The 21,293-nt window shown below is 56.4% G+C and carries 17 protein-coding genes; 10 read left to right on the top strand and 7 right to left on the bottom strand.

From position 1 onward, the window contains the following. Position 1: 1 nt before the first annotated feature. Entirely contained in the window at positions 2–838 is an 837-nt protein-coding gene (locus K0J45_RS03435; RefSeq protein WP_011864479.1) for a TIGR03899 family protein, read from the top strand. Positions 839–861: 23 nt separating this feature from the next. On the opposite strand, the gene cobA is transcribed toward K0J45_RS03435, so the two are convergent. Continuing rightward, positions 862–1,683 (bottom strand): uroporphyrinogen-III C-methyltransferase, encoded by an 822-nt coding sequence (gene cobA, locus K0J45_RS03430; RefSeq protein ID WP_220044250.1) that lies wholly within the window; start codon positions 1,681–1,683, stop codon positions 862–864. A gap of 232 nt (positions 1,684–1,915) precedes the next feature. Between cobA and K0J45_RS03425 the strand changes: the two genes are divergently transcribed. The 3 genes from K0J45_RS03425 (at position 1,916) to K0J45_RS03415 (ending at position 4,972) form a co-directional block, all read left to right on the top strand. After that, positions 1,916–2,842: a phospholipase A gene (locus K0J45_RS03425; protein WP_220044249.1), complete on the top strand. Its 927-nt coding sequence runs from the start codon at positions 1,916–1,918 to the stop codon at positions 2,840–2,842. A gap of 44 nt (positions 2,843–2,886) precedes the next feature. Continuing rightward, the gene (locus K0J45_RS03420; protein ID WP_220044248.1) at positions 2,887–4,353 is read left to right on the top strand and encodes a S41 family peptidase; all 1,467 of its coding nucleotides are present in this window, start codon (positions 2,887–2,889) and stop codon (positions 4,351–4,353) included. Between the two features lie 88 nt (positions 4,354–4,441). Then, positions 4,442–4,972: a peroxiredoxin family protein gene (locus K0J45_RS03415; RefSeq protein ID WP_220044247.1), complete on the top strand. Its 531-nt coding sequence runs from the start codon at positions 4,442–4,444 to the stop codon at positions 4,970–4,972. Between the two features lie 101 nt (positions 4,973–5,073). Here K0J45_RS03415 and K0J45_RS03410 read toward each other — a convergent pair whose 3' ends face one another. The 4 genes from K0J45_RS03410 to K0J45_RS03395 form a co-directional block, all read right to left on the bottom strand. Next, positions 5,074–6,789, bottom strand: coding sequence for a hypothetical protein (locus K0J45_RS03410; protein WP_220044246.1), 1,716 nt, complete (start codon positions 6,787–6,789; stop codon positions 5,074–5,076). A gap of 479 nt (positions 6,790–7,268) precedes the next feature. Further along, positions 7,269–8,021, bottom strand: coding sequence for a phosphoadenylyl-sulfate reductase (locus K0J45_RS03405; RefSeq protein WP_258406164.1), 753 nt, complete (start codon positions 8,019–8,021; stop codon positions 7,269–7,271). Next, complete coding sequence (cysI, locus tag K0J45_RS03400) at positions 8,014–9,711, bottom strand: assimilatory sulfite reductase (NADPH) hemoprotein subunit (RefSeq protein WP_011864472.1); 1,698 nt, start codon at positions 9,709–9,711, stop codon at positions 8,014–8,016. Before cysI ends, K0J45_RS03405 begins: the two co-directional genes overlap by 8 nt. A 77-nt stretch (positions 9,712–9,788) precedes the next feature. Next, positions 9,789–11,573: an assimilatory sulfite reductase (NADPH) flavoprotein subunit gene (locus K0J45_RS03395; RefSeq protein WP_220044244.1), complete on the bottom strand. Its 1,785-nt coding sequence runs from the start codon at positions 11,571–11,573 to the stop codon at positions 9,789–9,791. 331 nt (positions 11,574–11,904) lie between these two features. Here K0J45_RS03395 and K0J45_RS03390 point away from each other — a divergent pair, with 331 nt between their 5' ends. The 4 genes from K0J45_RS03390 to K0J45_RS03375 all read left to right on the top strand — a co-directional run bounded on the left by K0J45_RS03390 (position 11,905) and on the right by K0J45_RS03375 (position 15,289). Next, a complete protein-coding gene (locus K0J45_RS03390; RefSeq protein WP_011864470.1) occupies positions 11,905–13,074 on the top strand; it encodes a Re/Si-specific NAD(P)(+) transhydrogenase subunit alpha in 1,170 nt (389 codons plus the stop codon). Next, positions 13,074–13,349, top strand: a complete 276-nt coding sequence (locus K0J45_RS03385) for an NAD(P) transhydrogenase subunit alpha part 2 (RefSeq protein ID WP_220044243.1) — start codon at positions 13,074–13,076, stop codon at positions 13,347–13,349. The genes K0J45_RS03390 and K0J45_RS03385 overlap by 1 nt, the downstream gene beginning before the upstream one ends. Before the next feature lie 6 nt (positions 13,350–13,355). After that, positions 13,356–14,738: an NAD(P)(+) transhydrogenase (Re/Si-specific) subunit beta gene (locus K0J45_RS03380; RefSeq protein ID WP_011864468.1), complete on the top strand. Its 1,383-nt coding sequence runs from the start codon at positions 13,356–13,358 to the stop codon at positions 14,736–14,738. 266 nt (positions 14,739–15,004) lie between these two features. Next, positions 15,005–15,289: a hypothetical protein gene (locus K0J45_RS03375; RefSeq protein ID WP_049766562.1), complete on the top strand. Its 285-nt coding sequence runs from the start codon at positions 15,005–15,007 to the stop codon at positions 15,287–15,289. Between the two features lie 55 nt (positions 15,290–15,344). Here K0J45_RS03375 and K0J45_RS03370 read toward each other — a convergent pair whose 3' ends face one another. Both K0J45_RS03370 and hldE read right to left on the bottom strand, forming a co-directional pair. Then, positions 15,345–16,181 carry a hypothetical protein gene (locus K0J45_RS03370; protein WP_220044242.1) on the bottom strand — a complete coding sequence of 279 codons (837 nt, stop codon included), beginning with the start codon at positions 16,179–16,181 and terminating at the stop codon, positions 15,345–15,347. Beyond that, positions 16,178–17,608: a bifunctional D-glycero-beta-D-manno-heptose-7-phosphate kinase/D-glycero-beta-D-manno-heptose 1-phosphate adenylyltransferase HldE gene (gene hldE / locus K0J45_RS03365; protein WP_220044241.1), complete on the bottom strand. Its 1,431-nt coding sequence runs from the start codon at positions 17,606–17,608 to the stop codon at positions 16,178–16,180. Before hldE ends, K0J45_RS03370 begins: the two co-directional genes overlap by 4 nt. A 105-nt stretch (positions 17,609–17,713) precedes the next feature. Here hldE and K0J45_RS03360 point away from each other — a divergent pair, with 105 nt between their 5' ends. Both K0J45_RS03360 and K0J45_RS03355 read left to right on the top strand, forming a co-directional pair. After that, complete coding sequence (locus K0J45_RS03360; RefSeq protein ID WP_220044240.1) at positions 17,714–18,640, top strand: LpxL/LpxP family Kdo(2)-lipid IV(A) lauroyl/palmitoleoyl acyltransferase; 927 nt, start codon at positions 17,714–17,716, stop codon at positions 18,638–18,640. 292 nt (positions 18,641–18,932) lie between these two features. Beyond that, positions 18,933–21,224 (top strand): nitric-oxide reductase large subunit, encoded by a 2,292-nt coding sequence (locus K0J45_RS03355; RefSeq protein WP_220044239.1) that lies wholly within the window; start codon positions 18,933–18,935, stop codon positions 21,222–21,224. Positions 21,225–21,293: the final 69 nt, after the last annotated feature.

The raw sequence follows: 21,293 nt of genomic DNA, 5'->3' as shown, positions 1-21,293 counted from the left end.
TATGGCCGAGATCGTTAAGCTATCCAATTCAGGGTCCAATCAACCCGATGTATCTGCCCGCCGCAAGGCCCTGCTGCTTGGGCGCCTGATCGGTCTGGGCAGCGACGAGGATTACCGTCCCTCTCAGGCCTCTGTGGCCGAGCGCTCGGACCATCGTCTGCGCAAGCTCGCCAGCCAGTATCAGGCTAACCTGGAAAACATCTACGCCATCGCCCTCTCCCACACGCCATCGGATGTGACCGGGGCGGATCTCGACCCCGACTGGATTCACCAGTTCTTTCAGCTGGCGGAGCAGATCCACAACCGTAACATGCAGGCCCTGTGGGGACGGATCTTGGCCAACGAGATCACCAGCCCAGGTAGCTTTAGCCTCAGGAGCCTGGCGACCCTGAAGCAGCTGACCCACAAAGAGGCGCAGATGTTCGAGAAGGCCCTGGGAATGGCTGTCACCTTCAACAACGAATCTAAACTCAAGCTGGTGATCGGCTTTCGTCACGCCGGCGGCATAGGGCAGCTGTTTCGCAAGACGGATACCACCCAGATCGCCCTGTCGCAGTTTGGCCTGCCCTACTCCTCAGTGCTCACCCTGGTGGATGCGGGTCTGCTGCACAGGAGCGAGTTTGAGACGGGACAGCTCAACGCCAAGAACCCCATCAGCTTTACCCTGTCGGGCAAGCGCATGACGCTGACGCCCAAGCACGGGCACTTAGTGTTTAGCTATTATCGACTGACGCCGACCGGCGACGAATTGGCGCAGCTGGTGCGCCCCAAGGCAGATGAAGAGTATGCCCGCGCGCTGCAGGCACTATTTAAGAAAGACTTTAAAGTAGACTACTGAAAAGAAGATTACTGAAAAATGGATTACTGACCTAGCGACTGTTTCAGCGCCGCATCCAGGGTCTTAGGGCTGGTCTCTGGATTGAACCAGTGCAGGCTATCGCCCAGGCCAACCACCTCACCTATGATCATCAGCGCTGGCATCTCCAGTGCCGGATCGGCTGCCAGTTCCGCCAGTTCACCTAGGGTGCCGATAAAGCGCTGCTGAGCCGACGTGGTTGCCTTGGAGACAATCGCCACCGGCGTCTTGGGCGAACGCCCGGCCGAGATAAGTCCATGTTGAATGCTGGCGGCGTTAAGGATCCCCATGTAGACCACTAGCGTATTGGCGCTGTTGGCATAGGACTGCCAGTCCATGGGACGACTCTCTAACTTGCAGTGACCGGTAATAAAGGTGACTCCCTGGGCGTGATCCCTGTGGGTCAAGGGAATACCTGCGTAGGCAGAGGTGCCGCTGGCCGCCGTGATGCCAGGCACCACCTCGAACTCCACCCCGGCCTCTACCAGGGTCTCCAGCTCTTCGCCACCACGGCCGAAGATGAAGGGGTCGCCCCCCTTGAGACGCACCACATTCTTGCGGGTATAAGCCTTGGTCACCAACAGCTGGTTGATCTCCTCCTGGGCGGCGCTGTGTTTACCGGCGCGCTTGCCCACGGCGATCAGCTCCGCCTCTTTCGGCGCTAAAGCCAAAATCTCATCGCTCACCAGAGCGTCGAACAAGACCACATCGGCCTTCTTCAGGATGCGGTAGGCCTTGAGCGTTAATAGCTCAATGTCGCCAGGACCGGCGCCCACAAGCCAGACTTTGCCCTGTGCCTGTTGCCCGGGTAGAGTAAATAGTTCCATATCCGCATCTCATACAATAGTGATGAGGTTAATATAGCGTCATTCTTATTCCATAAAAAATAGAAGTTTATTAGGTTTTATTCTTTTTAGTTATTAGTGGGGTTTGGCGAAATTTTCATGAAACAAATCAAGTAGACAGAATTAAAATAGGTGCGCGCGGCTGGCGCAAATGTTACAACATAGCCTAGATTGGAGACGACGCGCTAAGCTTGCGACACGAGAGGAAACAAGGATGCAAACCACCCAATACCTTAAATGGCTTCCCCTGATCACCCTATGTTCACTGCCTGCAACCTGCCTGGGCGCCGAGCCCACAGAAGAGAAGAAAACCACAGAGGATAGCTCGCTACTGGACCAGCGCGTCGAAGATGAGCTGGCCACCTCGGAGAGGCCGTTCGTGATCACACCGCACAAGGTCAACTACATCTTGCCCGTGACCTATAACAGCTCACCCAATAGGGATCCCTTTGATGAGAAACTGTCCAAGAACAACTCGGAAATTGACAACCTGGAAGCCAAGTTTCAGATTAGCTTTAAGTTTCCCTTGATGTACAACGTGTTCGGCGACAACGGCCACCTGTTTTTCGCCTACACCAACCAGTCTTACTGGCAGGTGTATAACAAGGATATCTCCTCGCCATTTCGCGAAACCAACCATGAGCCTGAGATCTTCATGCTGTTCAACAACGACTGGCAGATAGGCCCGCTGACCAACTCCTTCTGGGGCGTCGGCGCCGTGCATCAGTCCAACGGCAATTCAGGCTCCCTCTCCCGCAGCTGGAACCGTATCTATGGCACCATGGTGTTCGATAGCGGCCCCTTCGCCCTCGCCGCCAAGGTGTGGTGGCGGATTCCCGAAGATGAGAAAGAGACGCCCGATTCACCCAAGGGAGACGATAACCCGGATATCCTGGATTACATGGGCAACTTCGAGCTCATGGGGGTCTATGGTGTAGACAAACACAGGTTCTCGCTGATGCTGCGCAACAACCTAGAGAGCCCTAACCGCGGCGCGGTGGAGTTTACCTGGAGCTATCCCATCATTGGCAATCTGCGTCTCTATACGCAATATTTTAATGGCTATGGCGAAAGTCTCATCGACTACAACGCCCATACCCAGCGGATCGGCATAGGCTTCGCGATAAACGACATTCTCTAACCATAGGCGGCGCGCTATGCTCGCCGCTCGCATTAGGAAGCAGAATGAAATTCGGACACCAGAGCATCATCAATGGCTTCGGCCTCATCATGCTGCTGAGCTGTATTCAGCTGACGGTGATCGCCCTGCGCGAGGAGCCGCCCAAGCCGCAGCTCTCGGCGCGGGAGATGCAGTCGGATCTTAACTATCTGCAACAGCATCTCAGCCAGTATTCCGCCAGCGCGGCCGCTTCCCCCCAGCGCTTAGTGAGCCTGGAGACCCAGATCAGCAAGGCCCGGGGCCAGCTGCCCTTGGGCGGTGAGCGTCAGCTATTTGCCCAGCAACTGCTTAAGGTACTGACGGCCATTGACGATCCCAGCGCCCGGCTCGAGGATGTCACCGCCCAGGCCTATCTGCCGATCAAGCTGCGCAAGTTAGACGATAAATGGCTGGCGCTGACCCAGGACAATCGCCCGCTGGACAGTGAGGCGCCCTTTATCACCCATATCGATGGCCTGCCCATCGCCCTCTGGGTAGCAGCCACCCAAGCCTTTCTGCCCCCCAGCCTAGCCAACATGGTAAGCGAACAGGCAAAGTATCTTGAGATGATCGCCATGCTCAGGCGCGAGATAGGCCTGGCGCCCAGCGAGCACTGTCGCCTCACCCTGACCGACGAGCAGGGCAACGGCCACCAAGTTAACCTGGCGCTGACCAGCCAGCCACCTCAGGCGCTAAGTAGCAATGACAATGAGCAGGTCAGTGCCGACCTGCAAGGGGTGTTTAGCCTCCATGACCTGTCGAGCTTCAATCCAGGCAACCCCCTCGGGCAGCGTCTCAAGCGCTCGCTGACCAGCCCTGTCACCATATTGGATCTGCGCCAGGCTCATGGCGCGGGCGATGAGCTGCTGAAAATGCTGGCCCAGGCATTCAGCCCGGACATTAGACCGCCGCTACTGGCGGGCTGGCCAGACTCCCTGCAGGCGGTGGCGCGCTACAAGAAGGGGCCTAATCTGCGCAGCGATTACCTCAAGCCCCTAGGCTTCCTGCCACCCGCTAGCCTGAGTCAGGCGGAGCAGTTACAGCTGGAACTACTACGCCCACACCTGCCCGAAGAGGAACCCTCTTTTAGCCCCTGGCAGGCCAAGTTTTGGCACCTGGCCAGCCTACCCTGGTCGTATCTTCCCCGCCCTAATCGAGGTAAGTTGATGCTGCTGATTGGCCCAGATTGTCGTCAGCAGTGCCAATGGGTAGCCCACTTCGCCAAGACCTGGCCAGACACTTTAGTGGTGGGTGAGGCGACGCGGGGGGAATATGGCAGACAGCAGCAGCTCACCCTGCCAAACAGTGGCTTTAAGATAAGTTTCAACGCCACCCAGGTATATGACGCCACGGGCAAGGCGCTGTCGGGGGTGCCGACCCAGCCGGATATCGAGCAGCCGCTGGATGACGCCGTCTCTTGGGAAAACCTGATCGCCCTGTTTGCGCCGGATACAAATAGCCAGGCGCCGACTTCAACTAATACAAGTAACTAATACAAGTAACTAATACAAGTAACTAATACAAGCAGCTAATATAACCAAGCCTACAACTAACACAGCCAACTCACTAAAAGGACCACACATGAATAAGTTAGTCACCAGACTCCTGTTCGGCCTGAGCCTACTTCTCGCCGCACAGGCCAACGCCACCGATCTCAAGGTGGGCGACAAGGCGCCAGATTTCCGCCTACAAGCCACCGACGGCCACTATTATCAGCTCAGCGATTACCTGGGCAAACAGACCCTGGTACTGGCCTGGTACCCCATGGCCAATACCCGAGGCTGTACGCTTGAGTGCAAATCTCTGGTGGAGAAAGGCGATCTTATCCGTCAGTACAAGGCCGTATACATGATGGCCAGTGTCGATGATCTCGAAGACAATCAGAAGTTTGCCACGGAGCAGAAGGCCGATTTCCCTATGCTCAGTGACCCCACCAAGGAGACCGCCAAGGCCTATGACGTGCTCAATCTGGTGCGCGTCGCCAGCCGGGTCACCTTCTACATAGGCGAGGATGGCACCATACTCAAGATAGATGAAGACATTCATCCTAAGACGGCCGCCGAAGATATCGCCGCCAACCTGGCTGCCTTAGGCATCGCCAAGGCCGAGTAAGTCAAAAGGTAGCGATAAAAAAGCCCCGTGCGCTCAGGCCTCGGGGCTTTTTATTTGCTATGGCTTATGTGCAATGACTTATTTGCGACGATGAATGACGCTTAGTCGTTGCGGGTCTCCACCAGGCTGTCGATGACTATGCCCTTGGCATTGATATCCATCCCGACCTTCAGCTGGGTGCGATAGTCTTTCAGCGCCTCCAGCTCCTCAGGAATAGGCTCGCCGCTCATGGCCATCAGGTTCATGGCTGGGGTGAACAGCTTGGCGTAATCGGCTGTCATAGAAAACAGGCCATTCGCCGTCGGCTTCTCATCGGCAAGCTTATCGGCGATCGCCTGGCTCTTTTCGCCCGTGTAGATGGTCAGGTGTTGACCCTTAAGCGCCATCTGCGCCCGCACCCCGAGGGATGGCGGTAGTTGCAGCGCTGCGCCGAGATCGACCGTGCTACCGTCGCTAGGCAGATTGACATTGGCCAGCTCGGGGGCAAACGGCTTCACCATGTTAAACAGAGTCGCCGGGTCGTCCGCCGTTAGGGTAGCGATGGCGTCGAGATCCTTAAGGGAGATCTGTTGGGTATCTTGCTCCAGGGCGTAATCCAGCAGCGAGAAGGAGACCCCTTTCACGCCGTTGGCCATACCGGTAAACATGCCGAGCATGGCCGGGCTCAGCCCTTCCATTTCACCCTGTAGCTGCGCCAGCGGCTCACACTGATAGCTTGGGGTAAGCAGATCATCCCAAATCTTAGAGATGCTAGGCACAAACTGATTCACATCCAAACCAAGGGCCATGGAGAACACCCCAGCGTCTATGCGCTTGGTATGGGCCGGAATAAAGCCGCGCATCTGACTCAGGGCGCCGAGGATCACCTGGTTATTGCTCTCGATAACAGTGCTAAAACCTATCTTGGCCCGCTTGTTCTTCACCTCGAAATCTGTATAACCGATCACTGTGCGTGGCCAGTTGGCGGCGATGCCGGCCAGCTCGCTTTGACAGGCCTGAGAGCGTAGCTCAACGAAGGGATCATCATGAATCAACTTAAATATCTTGGTCAGCTGACGCGCCATCTGGTTAGCATCCAGGGTGGTGATCGCCTTCACTAACTCCTGATGATTGATATAGCTGACGCTGTCCTTTTTAAAGCCGTGCTTCTTGATGATCTCATCGACCGTGCCAGCCTTGGCCAGCGAGTCTTGTACCGGCTTAAGCCCCAGAGCGGTTTCAAGCAGTTCAGGCTCGAGGAAGCTGGTTTCCAGAGTCAGTGTCAGCATGCCCTTGTCGATTGCAAACACTAGATCAACGCGTTCGTTCTCGCCCTCGTCGGTAAGACGATAGGCACGGTACTTAACCTCGCCCAGCTGCTTCGCCGTGTGGGTCAGGCCGCTTTCAGCCTCGGCCTTATCCAGCACCGCCCAAAGATGATCTGGATTGGCGATATCCAGCTTGATCACGGGCAATACGCCTAGGGTATAAAAATAACTGGTGATTTTCTCGGGCAGGCCGAAGGTATCGATCAGCTGCTGGCCATCTTTAGAGGCGTCGAAGTAACGCTCCAACACTCTGAAGATAAACTGGGCTCTGGGATCATCATCCTCAGACAGCAGGGTCTTCATCTCTACGGGATATTGCTTCTGCGCCTCTGGAAGCGCGTCGATATAGTCCTTTATGGGAAAAGGCTCAAACTGTGCGGAAAATAGCGGTGTATCGGCAGGTACATAGGCCAATACCTGATTATCCACCGACTTAGGCGTCTGTTGCATCGCCCAGTAGCCTCCCGCGCCTATGGCAAGGATCGCCGCCGCCACTAATGCCTTCTTCATTCACTAAACTCCCTGTTAATTCGCGCGGCAGTCGGGCCTATCCCAAGCTGGCAAGCACGTAATACCCATCAATGACTTACTTTGATTGGTATAAGAAAAGAATGGGGTCGATATTACTATATAGATGAATAAAAAGGGAAATAAGATTAGCGGGGATATCCCTGGATAGCCGCAGCGGACTATCCAGGGCCTATGGCTATTAATTAGCATGCGCCAGCAGACCAATCAAACATCTAGCTCTCGCCAAGCGAGTTGGGTTTCGATCTTGTCGGCGGCTCTGCCTGTCGCATCAAAGAGGAAGAGAAAGCGACTGGATCCAAGTGGGATCCGATACAGACAACAATCCAAAACCATCTACGGGAACTTACCACTATAGTTCAAATTTCCGATCTGTGCATAACCCTGTGTAAAAAAAGTGCACAAATCAGAAAAAAGTACTAATGAATCAAACCGCTAGTGCAGCGAATTTCGCTGCAGCATTAGATCTCATAGTGCAGGCCACACTCGCGCTTGAGGCCGTTGAAGCGGGTCTCCTCTTCGGTCATCCCCAGCTCCAGCGGGCGACTCGAATGGGTATCGCCAACCGACACATAGCCCTGCTCCCACAGCGGGTGGTATGGCAGGTCATGCTTGGTGAGATACTCATGCACATCCTTGTTACTCCACTCCAGGATCGGCAGCAACTTGTAGCGATCGCCGTGGATCGCCAGAATCGGCAGATCCTCACGGGTGCTGGACTGGCTCCGGCGCAGGCCCGCGAACCAGGTGCCTACTTCCAGCTCCTTGAGCGCCGTCTGCATAGGAGTCACCTTGTTGAGGCGATTGTATTGCTCCAGGCCATCCAGCCCCTGCTCCCACAGGCGACCGAAACGGGCTTCCTGCCAGGCGCTGGTCATAGGCGCGCGGTACACCTTAAGATTGAGCTTGAGTCGCTCGGTCAGCTCATCGATAAACTGATAGGTCTCCGGAAACAGATAGCCAGTGTCCGTGAGGATCACCGGGATATCCTGCTGTACCTGGGTGACCAGATGCAGCATTACGGCCCCCTGAATACCGAAGCTCGACGACAGCGCATGGGTGCCCGGCAGGTAAGCCAGGCCCCAGATCACCCGCTCGGCGGGCGTGAGTCCCGCCAGGAAGGCGTTGACTCGAGCCAGCTCGGCGTCTTGCTCCGCCTTGGGCGCGCTAAGCAATGCTTGCAGCGCCTGGGCAGAGATCACTGAATTATCCATGGAAATCCTTAGCGGCATCGATAACCGCCTTCACCACGCCGACACGCACGGTGAAGTTACCAAAGGTTTCGCCAGCTTCACGCTCTTTGACGTAGCGGGCAAACAGTTCGTCCAGGGCCGCCAGAATCTCGGCTTCCTGAATGTTCTCGCGGTAGAGTTTATTGAGGCGCGTACCCTCGAAACTCGCCCCCAGATAGAGGTTGTAGCGTCCAGGCGCCTTACCCACCAGGCCAATCTCGGCGGCGAAGGGACGGGCACAGCCGTTAGGACAGCCCGTCATGCGGATCACTATCGGTTGCTCCAGGAAGCCATGCTTCTCCTGCAGTGCCTCCACCTTGGTCATGAAATCTGGGAAGTAACGCTCGGCCTCGGCCATCGCCAGGGCACAGGTCGGCAGCGCCACACAGGCAATGGAATGACCACGAGTCGGGCTTATCAACTTACCCATCAGGCCATGACTGCGGGCAAGAGCCTCGATCTGCGCCTTATCTTCTTCGGCCACACCGGCGATGATGATGTTCTGGTTGGCCGTCATGCGAAAATCACCCTTGTGTACTAGGGCAATTTCACGCAGGCCGGTCTGCAGCGGTTGTCCCGGCAGATCTTTGATACGGCCACCCTCAATAAACAGGGTCAGGTGCCAGTTATTATCCACACCCTTGATCCAGCCGTAACGATCGCCGCGATCGCCGATCACCACCTCTCGCTTAGGCTCAAATTTTACCCCGGCGCGCTGCTCCACTTCTGCCTTAAAGGCCTCAAAACCATGCTTGACTATGGTGTACTTGAGGCGCGACTGCTTACGATCTGAGCGGTTACCCCAGTCGCGCTGCACCTTAAGCACGGCCTCGGCAAATTTAAGGCAGTCTTCGGCCTTGATGAAACCAAAGTCATCACCCAAACGCGGGAAGGTCGCGACTTCGCCATGGGTCGAGCCCATGCCGCCACCGGCCACCATGTTAAAGCCTACCAGCTCGCCATCTTCGGCCACGGCGATGAAGCCAAGGTCGTTGGTGTACACATCCACATCGTTATCCGGCGGCACGGCCACAGCCATCTTGAACTTACGGGGCAGATAGGTCTTGCCATAGACAGGCTCCACCTCTTCGCTCTCGCTCACCGCCACCTTATCGTCACCCAGCCAGATCTCGGCGTAAGCCTTGGTGCGTGGCAGGTAGTTGTCCGACAGCTTCTTGGCCCAGTAGTAGGCCTGCTGATGCAGCTTGGACTCTACCGGGTTAGGGTTACACATGACGTTACGGTTCACGTCGCCACAGGCGGCGATAGAGTCCAGCGCCTCTCTGTCCAGATCCTGGATCAGCGTCTTGAGGTTACGCTTAGGGATACCGTGGTACTGAAAGGTCTGGCGGGTCGTCAGACGAATGCTGTTGGAGCTGGTCAGGGTCGAGGCGATCTTATCCACCCCCAGCCACTGCTTGGGCGTACAGACACCACCGGCCACACGGGCGCGCAGCATGAAGCTGTAGAGAGGCTCTAGCTTCTGCTCCTTACGCTCGTTCCGCAGATCGCGGTCATCCTGCTGGTAGAAACCGTGGAACTTGATCAGCTGCTGATCCGCGTCATTGAAGGCACCGGTCAGCGAGGTGTCTAACCCCTCTTCGATAGTGCCGCGCAGGTAGTTACTGTCGGTCTTTAGGTACTCGTTTACTGATAATTTCTGGTCGCTCATGGCTGCTGCCCTATTGTCTCTTTTGCACCGGCTCTGCCCATGCAAGTTAATCTGTCGGCGACTGGCGCCTGTCTCAATTAATAAACGTCTTTCTGGTAACGTTTGTCGCTGCGCAGGCTTTCCAGCAGGGCCTCGGCCTGCTCTTCACTCTTGCCGCCATGTTGCTTGATCACCTCGATCAGCGCCTGATGCACGTCCTTGGCCATGCGCTCGGCGTCGCCGCAGATATAGAGATGCGCGCCGCGCTCGATCCACTGCCACAAGGTCTCGCCCTGCTCCAGGATGCGATGCTGCACATAGATCTTGTGGGCCTGGTCCCGCGAGAAGGCGGAATCTAAGCGGGTCAACACGCCATCTTTGAGATACTGCTGCCACTCGGTCTGATAGAGGAAATCCTGCTCGAAGTGCGGGTTACCGAAGAAGAGCCAGCTGTCGCCTTGGGCGCCTTGGGCCACACGCTCCTGCATGAAGGCACGAAACGGCGCCACACCTGTACCAGGGCCAATCATGACCACAGGCGTGTCTGGGTTTTCCGGCAGACGGAAGTGATTGTTCGGCTCCACATAGACCTTGACCTCGGTGCCTTCCTCGGCGCTTGCCAGGAAGTGGGACGCGCCGCCAAAGCGGGTGCCCGAGTCGCGCTCATCTGCCACCAAGGCCACGGTCAGATGTACCTCGCTCTCCACCTCAGACTGGCTCGAGGCGATAGAGTAGAGTCTTGGGGTAATTGGACGCAGCAGCTCCACCAGCTGGAAGGCACCGATATCCACAGGATACTTGGCCACCAGGTCGGCAAGCTGATGCTTGAGGATAAACTGGCGGGTCTGCTCTCTGTCTTCGCTGATCGCCTGTAGCGCTTCGTTGCCGCTCAGCTGCGCCCAGTTCTGTACCAGGCCAGGATAGAGCTGGGTCAGCTCGCGCTTCTCTTTCAGCGCCTGGGTCAACGTTAAGGTCGCGTCACCCAGAGTCACCTCTGCCTCGCCGTCTAACTTGAGGCCCTCAAGGATCTCAGTAACTAAGGCATCGCTGTTGCTGAACCAGACGCCCAGGGCATCACCCACCTTATAGCTCAGGCCAGACTCGCCAAGGTCTATCTCCACATGGCGCACGTCGCGGTCCGAATCGCGGCCGGTGAGCTTCTGACTCACCAGTAGCTCGGCGCTGTAGGGCTTCTGCTTGCTGAAGGCTGAGCTGCTGACTGTGCTGCTTACGCTGCCGATGGAGACCACGCTGGCGCCGGTGCCCACCAGTGGCTTGACCGCGCCCAGCACGGCTTCTTGCCACTGACTGGCCGCGCTCTCGTAGTCCACATCACACTCGGTGAGCGGCACAATCGCCTTGGCGCCCAGTGCGCTCAGGCGCGCATCGAAATCTTTACCCGTCTGGCAGAAGAACTCATAGCTGGAGTCTCCCAGCGCCAATACGGCGTAGTTGAGGGTGTCTAGCTGAGGGGCGCGCTTAGAGGCCAAGAACTTGTGCAGCTCGATGGCGTCGTCCGGCGCCTCGCCCTCACCATGGGTGCTCACCACGGCAAGCAGCAGTGTCTCCTGCTTGAGCTGGCGCGTCTTGTAGTCGGCCATAGAGACCAGATTGACGCTATAGCCCTGGGCCTGCGCCTTCTCTGCCAGCTCGGTGGCGATACCGCGGCCGTTACCTGTCTGGCTGCCGTAGAGAATGGTGATAGTCTGCTGGGGCGCTTGCTGCACCTCGCCGGCCACGCCGCTCAGTTCGGCCGTGGCCGACAGGTAACCGCCTACCCAGGCGAGTTGCACGGCGTTGAGTTCAGCGGTGAGTTGCTTAAGCTTATCCACCTGCGTCGCAGACAGAGGAGAAGCCAGTGATGAAAGCTCTTTTAACAGCATGGAAGACGGCCCTATAACAGTGTAATTAGCCTAGCTTAGTGGCTTAAGAGAAAAGCAAAAAAGAATAAAATCTAATTTTTAATTCATTTTTGGAATATGCAAAGGTCATAATTTGAGCTACAAAAGTGAGAGTGGTGAGCGATATTTGCTTAAGCTGTGCCCTTAACCACAGAATTTGAAATGAAATTTTGTGGTCTGGCGCAAACTTTTTGCTCCGACCAGTGCACCAGCGCTGATTATGAAAAATTCGCGCTTGTGTCTAAGTCCAGACTCGCCACAATAGCGAGCCAACAATTCAAACGACGTCTGTCCCCAACTAAGAGGTTTCTCAGTGAAACTAGGTCTACCTAAAGAGAGCCATGCCGACGAAAAACGCGTTGCGTTGATCCCGGCCAATGTGACTCGGTTAATCAAAAAAAACCTCCAAATTCTCGTGGAGAGCGGAGCGGGTCTCGCTGCGGGCTTTAGCGATCAAGCCTATCAGGAAGCAGGAGCCGTTATTGCCAACAGAGACGAGGTACTCGGCGCCGATATCATCACCCTGGTCAACCTCAAGGGTGAGCAGTTCGAGGAGATCAAAGCCAAGGCAAAGCCCCAGCAGCTGTTTATCGGCATGATGGATCCCCTGGCGCAACCGGAAAATGCCGCCGCCCTGGCCCAAACAGGCACCAGCGCGTTGGCACTTGAGCTGGTACCGCGGATCACCCGCGCCCAGAGCATGGATATCCTCTCCTCCATGGCCACCATCGCCGGTTACAAGGCCGTGTTGCTGGCCGCCCATGAGGCGCCGCGCATGTTCCCTATGATGATGACGGCCGCCGGCACACTCAAACCCGCCCGCGCCTTCATCATGGGCGTCGGCGTCGCCGGCCTACAGGCCTGTGCCACCGCCAAACGCCTGGGTGCCGTGGTAGAAGCCTATGATATTCGCCCGGCCGCCCGGGAGCAGATCCTCTCTGTAGGTGCCAAACCGGTTGAGCTGGATCTGGAAACCGAGAACACAGAGACCAAGGGTGGTTACGCCGCCGAGCAGAGCGATGACTTTATCAAGCGTCAGCAGCAGGCGATGGCCAATGTGCTGGCCCAGCAGGATATCGTCATCACCACGGCCGCGATCCCAGGCCGCAAGGCGCCCGTACTGATCACCAAGGAGATGGTGGATGCCATGAAACCTGGCACGGTGATTGTCGACCTTGCCGCCGAAACCGGCGGTAACTGCGAGCTGACGGAGCTGGACCAGACAGTTGTCCATAACGGCGTTACCATACTCGGGCCATCAAATGTGCCGGGCAGCGCCGCGACCCACGCCAGCCAGATGTATGGCACCAACATAGAGAACCTGCTCAAACTGATCGTCGACAATGAAGGCCAGTTAAACCTGGATTTCGACGACGAGATTGTCCGCGACACAGTCGTGGCCCATCAGGGTGAGGTGGCTAACGCCAGATTACGCGACCTGTTATCACTGCCGCCACTGGCGGCAACAGAGGAGGCTCAATAATGGAAATTTTATTACTACTAACCCTGTTCGTGGTGGCAGTATTCCTTGGGGTTGAGCTGATCACTAAGGTGCCGCCGACCCTGCACACCCCGCTGATGTCGGGCTCAAACGCCATCTCGGGGATCTCCCTGGTCGGCGCCCTGCTCGCCGCAGGTTCAGGTGCGGGACTCTGGGTCAATATGCTGGGCTTTATCGCCGTGGTACTGGCCACCATCAACGTTGTGGGTGGCTACATGGTCACCAACCGTATGCTTGCCATGTTTAAAAGGAAATAAGCCAACATGAGTATGACGATTATCTATCTCGCCTACCTTGTGGCTGCGAGTCTGTTTATTTTAGGGATCAAGGGGCTGACCAAGCCACGCACCGCGGTGCGTGGTAACCAGTTGTCGGCCCTGGGTATGTTTATCGCCGTGGTGGTGACTCTGCTGGATAAGAGCATCTTAAGCTATGAGTGGATCATCGCAGGTATCTTGCTGGGTGGTGCCATAGGCGCCGTGATGGCCACCAAGATCCAGGTGACCGCCATGCCGCAGATGGTGGCCCTGCTCAACGGTTTCGGTGGTGGCGCCTCGCTGTTTATCGCCCTGGCAAGCTTCCTGGATCCCGATTCGGCAACCCATGTGGTGGCGCTGATCTCTATCGGTCTGACCGTGCTCATCGGCTCTGTCACCCTGTCGGGCTCCTTCGTGGCGTTTGCTAAGCTGCAGGAGCTGATCTCGGGCAATCCAATCCGGGTGCCGGGCAACAAGTTTATCAATGCTAGCCTGTTGATCGCCGCCCTGGTGCTGACGGTTGCCGTGGTCACCACACCAAGCAATCCGACCTTCATCTATGCCTTAGTCGCCGTATCGCTATTACTGGGTCTCTTCCTGGTGGTGCCTATCGGTGGCGCAGACATGCCAGTGGTTATCGCTCTGCTGAACTCCTACTCGGGGATCGCGGCGGCCACCACAGGTTTTATCACCGGCAACACAGTACTGATCGTCTCGGGTTCTCTGGTTGGCGCCTCGGGCATCATCCTGACTCAGATCATGTGTAAGGCGATGAACCGCTCACTGTTTAACGTGCTCTTTGGCGTCATGGCCGAAGGTGGCGAGACGGTAGATGCCGACGAGGTCTATGCGGGTAAGGTGACCTCCTCCTCGCCGGAAGAGGTGGCCATGCTGCTGGAAACCGCAGAGCGCGTGGTGATCGTCCCTGGTTATGGTCTGGCGATGGCTCAGGCGCAACATGCGGTGCGCGAGTTGGCCTCGGTACTGGAGGCGCGCGGCGCCCAGGTACTCTACGCCATCCACCCGGTTGCCGGTCGTATGCCTGGTCACATGAACGTGCTGCTGGCCGAAGCCGAGGTGCCCTATGAGCAGCTGATCGAGATGGATGAGATCAACCCTCAGTTCGAGCAGACAGATGTGGCCATCGTCATCGGTGCCAACGACGTGACCAACCCTATGGCGCGTGAAGACAAGGGCAGCCCTATCTACGGCATGCCTATTCTCAACGTCGACAAGGCCCGTACCGTGGTGGTGGTCAAGCGTTCACTCAGCCCGGGCTTCGCCGGCCTGCCTAATCCGCTGTTTGCCAAGGACAACGCCCTGATGTTGTTTGGCGACGGTAAGAAGGCGATTGTCGACCTGACCCAGTCCCTCAAAGAAGCGGACTAAGCGCACAAAATCGAAAAAAAAGGCCGTTTAACGGCCTTTTTTATTGCCTGTTGAAAATAAAATTAGATAAATCTTATTGATTAGTTTGCAGTTTATTTTTTACCCGCCACCGCCTTGCTTTTTGGTGGAAAGTTATCTAAACATTTCGGCTATACTTAGCCTGAGAGGCCGCGCTTTGGCCGGGTGAATCGCTTGCATATTGGATTAACATCTGATTATATAATCATCATGTAACAATGTTAGCGTTTCCTAAAGAGGCTTTGAAAATGCAAACTCAAGTGCTAAATAATGGACTGCTATCTTTCGAGGATAGGCGCGTTTCTCAGGCTCACGCTAACGAACATTGGGACAGATTGACGACGGCGCAGCGATTCGCCTTCTACACCTTAGCGAAACTTGGTTATCAGCTGCTCTTTGTGAGGCAAACCCCAACGACGAGTACCGCTATCGCCAAACAGGAAGATCAACTCGCTACCATTGACGACGAAGGTGATATCGACTTTCATCCAGATGTCGTCCTGCGCGAACGCCGTCCACCTCGAAAGCAATAAGCAAAAAAAGGAGCCTCTGGCTCCTTTTTATTTTCTAGCATCGCAAACTAGCCGACTATTCTCCCTGCATCGCCTGCTCCGTCATCCAGGTATCGGCGGCCTGTTCACCCATTAGCTGCCTCAGGGTCGGGCGGATAAACGCCCCCATCTCAGATCTCCGCCAAAACATATACTGGGGTAATTTAGCCTGATTCGCGGCGCCGAACAGCCAGTGGAGCAGGCTGGCAAACTCATCGACCGTCTCCTGATCATACTGGACCAGCTCTGGGTAGATGGCGTCGATAAGCGAATCGAAATTTTCAAATGCCCCAAGTGCCTGCCAGCTGTACCTGTCCAGAAGCTGTGCGAGCATAGGGGTCGACCAGTGAGAGATGGCCGTCACGCTCTCAAACACCTCCAGGTTACGCCTGTGATACTGCTGCCAGGCCAGGGTCTCGGCTTTGCCCGCTCTGGCCAAGGACCAGAGCAGATAGAAATCCGCCAGCCACTCGTGTTGATAGGGGGTTAGCTTGTCGGCTTTTAGGTAGGCGGAGCTCGAGCGGCTCACCGCCAGGTGCCCCAGCTCATGAGCCAGGGTCATCTGGTAGGCCTGCTCTATCGGCAGGGCATAGACCTGACCATTCCACAGCGCCGAATATGCCTTTGGGATCCGCTCATCATGCAGCAACACCAGACCGGTAACATTGGGATCAGTCAACGGCCTGACCATGGCGCCGCGCCGACCCATCTGACTCAAAAGCGTCTGAGGATTTAGGGGTAATTGTGCCCTGGCATTACTCGGTAACTGCCCAAGGCACTCCTTAACGTGAGACGTTTGACACACCAGGGCCTGGCCTTGGGGCATGGGCGCCCAGAACCAGGCACTGGCGATCAGTAACGTCCCTGGGATCACTGCTTAGCCATGATGTTTTCTATGATGGCCGTGGTAGAGACGCCATCTTCGAAGCCCAGCACCTCGACGCTGCCACCAGCCGCGATCACCTCTTTGCCACCGGCGATATCCTCGACACTATAGTCGCCGCCCTTCACCAGCTTGTTGGGTAGCAGTCTTGAGATGATGCGCTGCGGCGTGTCTTCGCTAAATGGCACCACCCAGTCGACCGAGGCCAGACCCGCCAGCACAGCCATGCGGCGCTCCAGCTTGTTGACCGGACGGCCTTCGCCCTTGAGGCGCTTCACTGAGTCGTCATCGTTAACCGCCACGATAAGCCTGTCACCCAGCGCCCTCGCCTGCTGTAAGTAACTAACATGGCCGGCATGGAGAATGTCGAAACAGCCGTTAGTCATCACCACGCGCTCCCCCTTCAGCTTGGCCTGCTCCAGGGCATAGGCCAGTTGATCTTCGCTCACCACCCCGTAGCCGCTCTCGCCATGACTCAGATTAAGCGCTGCAATCAGCTCGATACGGCTAACGGTAGAGGTGCCCAGCTTGCCGACGACTATGCCCGCGGCCGTGTTGGCCAGGGCACAGGCCACTGGCAGCTCACAACCTACCGCCAGCGAGGTGGCCAGGGCCGAGATCACCGTGTCACCGGCGCCGGTCACGTCATAGACCTCGTGGGCAACGGTCGGAATATGCAGCTCGGGGGCATCGGCGGTGATCAGCGTCATCCCCTTCTCGGAGCGCGTCACCAGCAGGGCCTCGAAGTCGAACTCTTTGAGGAGTTCCTTGGCTTTAGTCACCAGATCCGCCTCGTCGGCAACCTTACCGACCACCTGTTCGAACTCGCTCATGTTAGGCGTCAGCAGGGTCGCGCCGCGATAACGGGAAAAGTCGCTGCCCTTAGGATCCACCAGCACCTTGACCCCTTTGGCCTTGGCCTTGGCGATGAAAGCCTCGGGCTTATCGATGGCGCCCTTGGCGTAATCGGACAGCACTACCACAGCCACTTTATCCAGCTCTTTCTCGGCGCTCGACAGCAGTGCCAGACTCTGCTCGGCCGGATAGGCCTCCTCAAAATCGAGGCGAATCAGCTGCTGATTACGCGACATCACCCTGAGCTTAGTGATGGTGGGAAGCTCAGCCACAGTGTGCCACTTAGGCACGACGCCAAGCGCCTCTATGCCCTGGGTCAGGGCCGCTGCGGTTTCATCCTCACCCACGATGCCCGCCAGGCTCACCTGACCGCCTAGGGTGGCGATGTTCAAGGCAACGTTGGCCGCCCCGCCGGGTCTGTCTTCGATTTGATTCACTCGTACCACGGGCACAGGTGCCTCGGGCGAAATGCGCCCCGTAGGACCGCTCCAGTATCTGTCTAACATCACATCACCGACAACCAGAACGTTTGCTTTTTCGAAAGCTGGCAGAGAAATCTTCATATGGCACTTATCTTTTTGCGAAAATTAATCCCTGATTATACCTAATTTTCCCAACAAATTGAGTTAGAATAAGCAGTAATTTTTGTAAACCCCATAGGGTCAACCGTGGTCGAAAACGCTCAATTCTCCGCTCAATTTTTCAATCCCAAGTATTGGCTCATCTGGTTAGGTGTCGGCTTTATGCGTCTGACCCAGCTATTGCCCCTGCGAGCCCAGATGAAATTGGGACAAGGCATAGGCCGCCTGGCCATGGCGATAGCCGGCAGTCGCGTCAATACCGCCAAGCGCAACATAGCACTCTGTTTCCCCGAGATGAGCCAGGCCGAGCAGCAGCAACTCTTGACCCGCAACTTCGAAGAGACGGGCAAGGCGATATTCGACATCGCCAACGCCTGGTGGTGGAGTGACGAGCGCATTCAGCGCCACATGACCATTAAAGGCCGCGAGCATGTAGAGCAGACCCTGGCCGCCGGACAGGGCGTGATCCTCTTCGCCGTACACTGTCTGCCGCTGGAGATGGGCGCACGCATATTCGGCCAGTTTCAGCCGGGCATAGGCGTCTACCGCCCCCACAATAATCCGCTGATGGAATACCTTCAGGTTAAGGGGCGTCTGCGCTCCAACAAAGGGCTGGTTCCCAAGCGGGATCTCAGACAGATGGTGCGCAGCCTGCGCAATCCCGATGTGATCTGGTATACGGCGGACCAAGATTTCGGCCGTTCAAGCGCCGTATTTATCCCCTTCTTCGCCGTGCCTGAGGCCGCGACTATCACGGGCGCCACCACCCTAGCCAAACTGGGCAAGGCCAAGGTGCTGCCCTTCATTGTGGTGCGAAACGAAGATGACAAGGGTTACACCATAGAGATACAAGCGCCGCTGGAAGACTTCCCCGGCGAGAACGAGCTGGAAGATGCCAAGCGGGGTAACCGCATCATAGAAGAGATCATCGAACGCAGCCCGGCGCAATACATGTGGCTGCATAGACGCTTCAAGACCCGTCCCAATAAGGATGACCCTTCGCTCTATCGCTAGCCCGATTGCCAAAGCGTTAGTCGCTCGGTAAAAGCCAGCCATTTAGGCTGGCTTTTTTATTTGCCGCACATCTCCCCATAACCCAACAAGTATCAAATCGACACAGATAAAACACACACTGTCTTTTTGACACGCGGTGTCATTTTCACACTTTAACTAGATTGTCATTATGACAATTTAATAAGACACTAATATATTCTTATTCTATAATAATCAACGATTTAAAAGTATGGCACGTTAGCTGCTATAGCAGGGTACTCCACACCTACAATATATTGCGCTGAGAGGCTCTATGAATAAACAACGGCTAACGGCGATAGCACTCTTGATAGTACTTATCGCTTCCTTCTCTGTACTGCTGAGCATAGGCAGTCAGATCTATCGCGAAAAACCTCCAATCCCCACCGCCTTTACCGATGTGCAGGGTCAACCCCTGTTCACCCAAAACGATATTGAGCGCGGTCAACTGGTTTGGCGCTCTATGGGCGGACACCAGCTAGGCTCTATCTGGGGTCACGGCTCTTACGTCGCCCCTGACTGGACCGCCGACTGGCTGCACCGTGAGGCGCAGGCCTGGTTGGATATCACCGCCAAGGCGCAATATGGCAGAAGCTTCAACGAGCTGGACTCTATCAAACAGGCCGGTCTTGAGCAGTCGCTGCGTGACGACCTACGTCGCAACACCCTGACTACCTCGGCCAATGGCGAGATACGCATCAGCCTGTCTGAAACCCGTATTCAGGCCATCGCCCAGGTCTCAGACCACTATCTGTCTCTGTTTGGCGACGATCCTGAGCTCTCAACCCTGCGCGAACAGTATGCGATGAAGGAAGGCACAGTGCCTGACCTTGAGCGTCGCCAACAGCTCAACGCCTTCCTCTTCTGGGGCGCCTGGGCCGCCATCACAGAGCGTGAAGGACAAGAGTATACCTACACCAACAACTGGCCTTTCGATCCTCAGCTGGGTAACACCCCAACCTCAGACAACATCGTCTGGTCTATCCTGAGTATCGTCACCCTTATCGCCGGTATTGGCGCCCTGGTATGGCACCACGCCTCAGGCAAACATGAAGAGCTGCCTAAGCCTGCCGAGCAAGATCCTCTGTTCCTCAAAAAGCCTACCGCCTCACAGAAGGCAGTGGGTAAATACTTCGTCACCGCGGTCGGCCTCTTCCTGCTGCAGATCCTCCTAGGAGGCGTGACGGCGCACTACGCGGTAGAAGGGCAAAACTTCTACGGCATCCCACTGGCAGAGATACTGCCCTACTCGGTCACTCGTACCTGGCATACCCAGCTAGCGGTATTCTGGATCGCCACCGCCTGGCTCGGCACAGGCCTCTACATAGCGCCTGCGCTATCTGGATATGAGCCTAAGTTCCAACGCCTGGGCGTCAACGTCCTCTGGGTAGCCCTGGTTGTTGTGGTACTGGGCTCTATGGCCGGTGAATGGATTGGCGTACAGCAGTACTTCGACCTGGATACCAACTTCCTCTTCGGTCACCAAGGCTATGAATATATCGACCTCGGCCGTGTCTGGCAGGTACTGCTACTGGCAGGCCTGTTGATCTGGCTAACCCTGGTCACCGCAGCTATGCGCCCGGCCCTTAAGATTCAAGGCGAGATGCGCCCCGTGATCTGGGTACTGTACGCCTCGTGTGTCGCCATCGGTCTGTTCTACGGTGCCGGCCTCTTCATGGGCAAACACACCAACCTGGCCATCGCCGAATACTGGCGCTGGTGGGTCGTTCACCTATGGGTTGAAGGCTTCTTCGAGACCTTTGCAACCTCGGTGATCGCCCTGATGCTGGTTCGTCTGGGACTCATCCGTGCTCGTAGCGCCAACGGCGCCGTACTATTCGCCACGGTCATCTTCCTCACCGGCGGTCTTATCGGTACCCTGCACCACCTCTACTTCACAGGTACACCAACGGGTGTGATCGCCTGGGGCGCCATCTTCTCGGCACTGGAAGTGGTTCCGCTAGCCCTCATCGGCTTCGAAGCCATCGAGAGCTACCGTATGCGTAACGCCAGCCCTTGGATGATCCGCTACAAGTGGGCCATCATGTTCTTCGTGGCTACCGCCTTCTGGAACTTAGTGGGTGCGGGCGTACTGGGCTTCCTGATCAACCCACCTATCTCGCTCTACTTCATCCAGGGTCTGAACACCACTGCGACCCACGGCCACGCCGCCTTCATGGGTGTGTACGGCATGCTGGGTGTAGGCCTGATGCTCTTCTGTCTGCGCGGTCTCACAGGCCAAATCCAGTGGAGCGACAAGCTGCTTAAGGGTGCCTTCTGGAGCCTGAATATCGGTCTGGCGGCCATGGTCTTCATGTCACTGCTGCCTGTGGGTCTGACTCAGTTCTTCGCCGTCATCGAAAATGGCTACTGGTTCGCCCGCTCACCAGAGGTGATCCACAGCCCACTGGTTGAAACCCTGGTATGGATGCGTGTCCCTGGTGACGTCATCTTCGGTGCAGGCGGCCTGTTCCTCGGCGCCTTCCTGTTCGACATCATCAGAAAAGCCATCGGCGCCAAAGGCACCCAAGCCATTGCCGATGCGCCGCTGTCGGCCAACGCATAACACCTGACATCACTCGACAAAGGGGTCATATCGACCCCTTTTTACCCTCAAAGCAAGTGTAAAAATGAC

The organism is Shewanella alkalitolerans (assembly GCF_019457575.1).
Taxonomy (GTDB): Bacteria; Pseudomonadota; Gammaproteobacteria; order Enterobacterales; family Shewanellaceae; genus Shewanella; species Shewanella loihica.
Note: the sequence above shows the minus strand (reverse complement) of the source record. Positions and strands in the feature narration are given on the sequence as shown.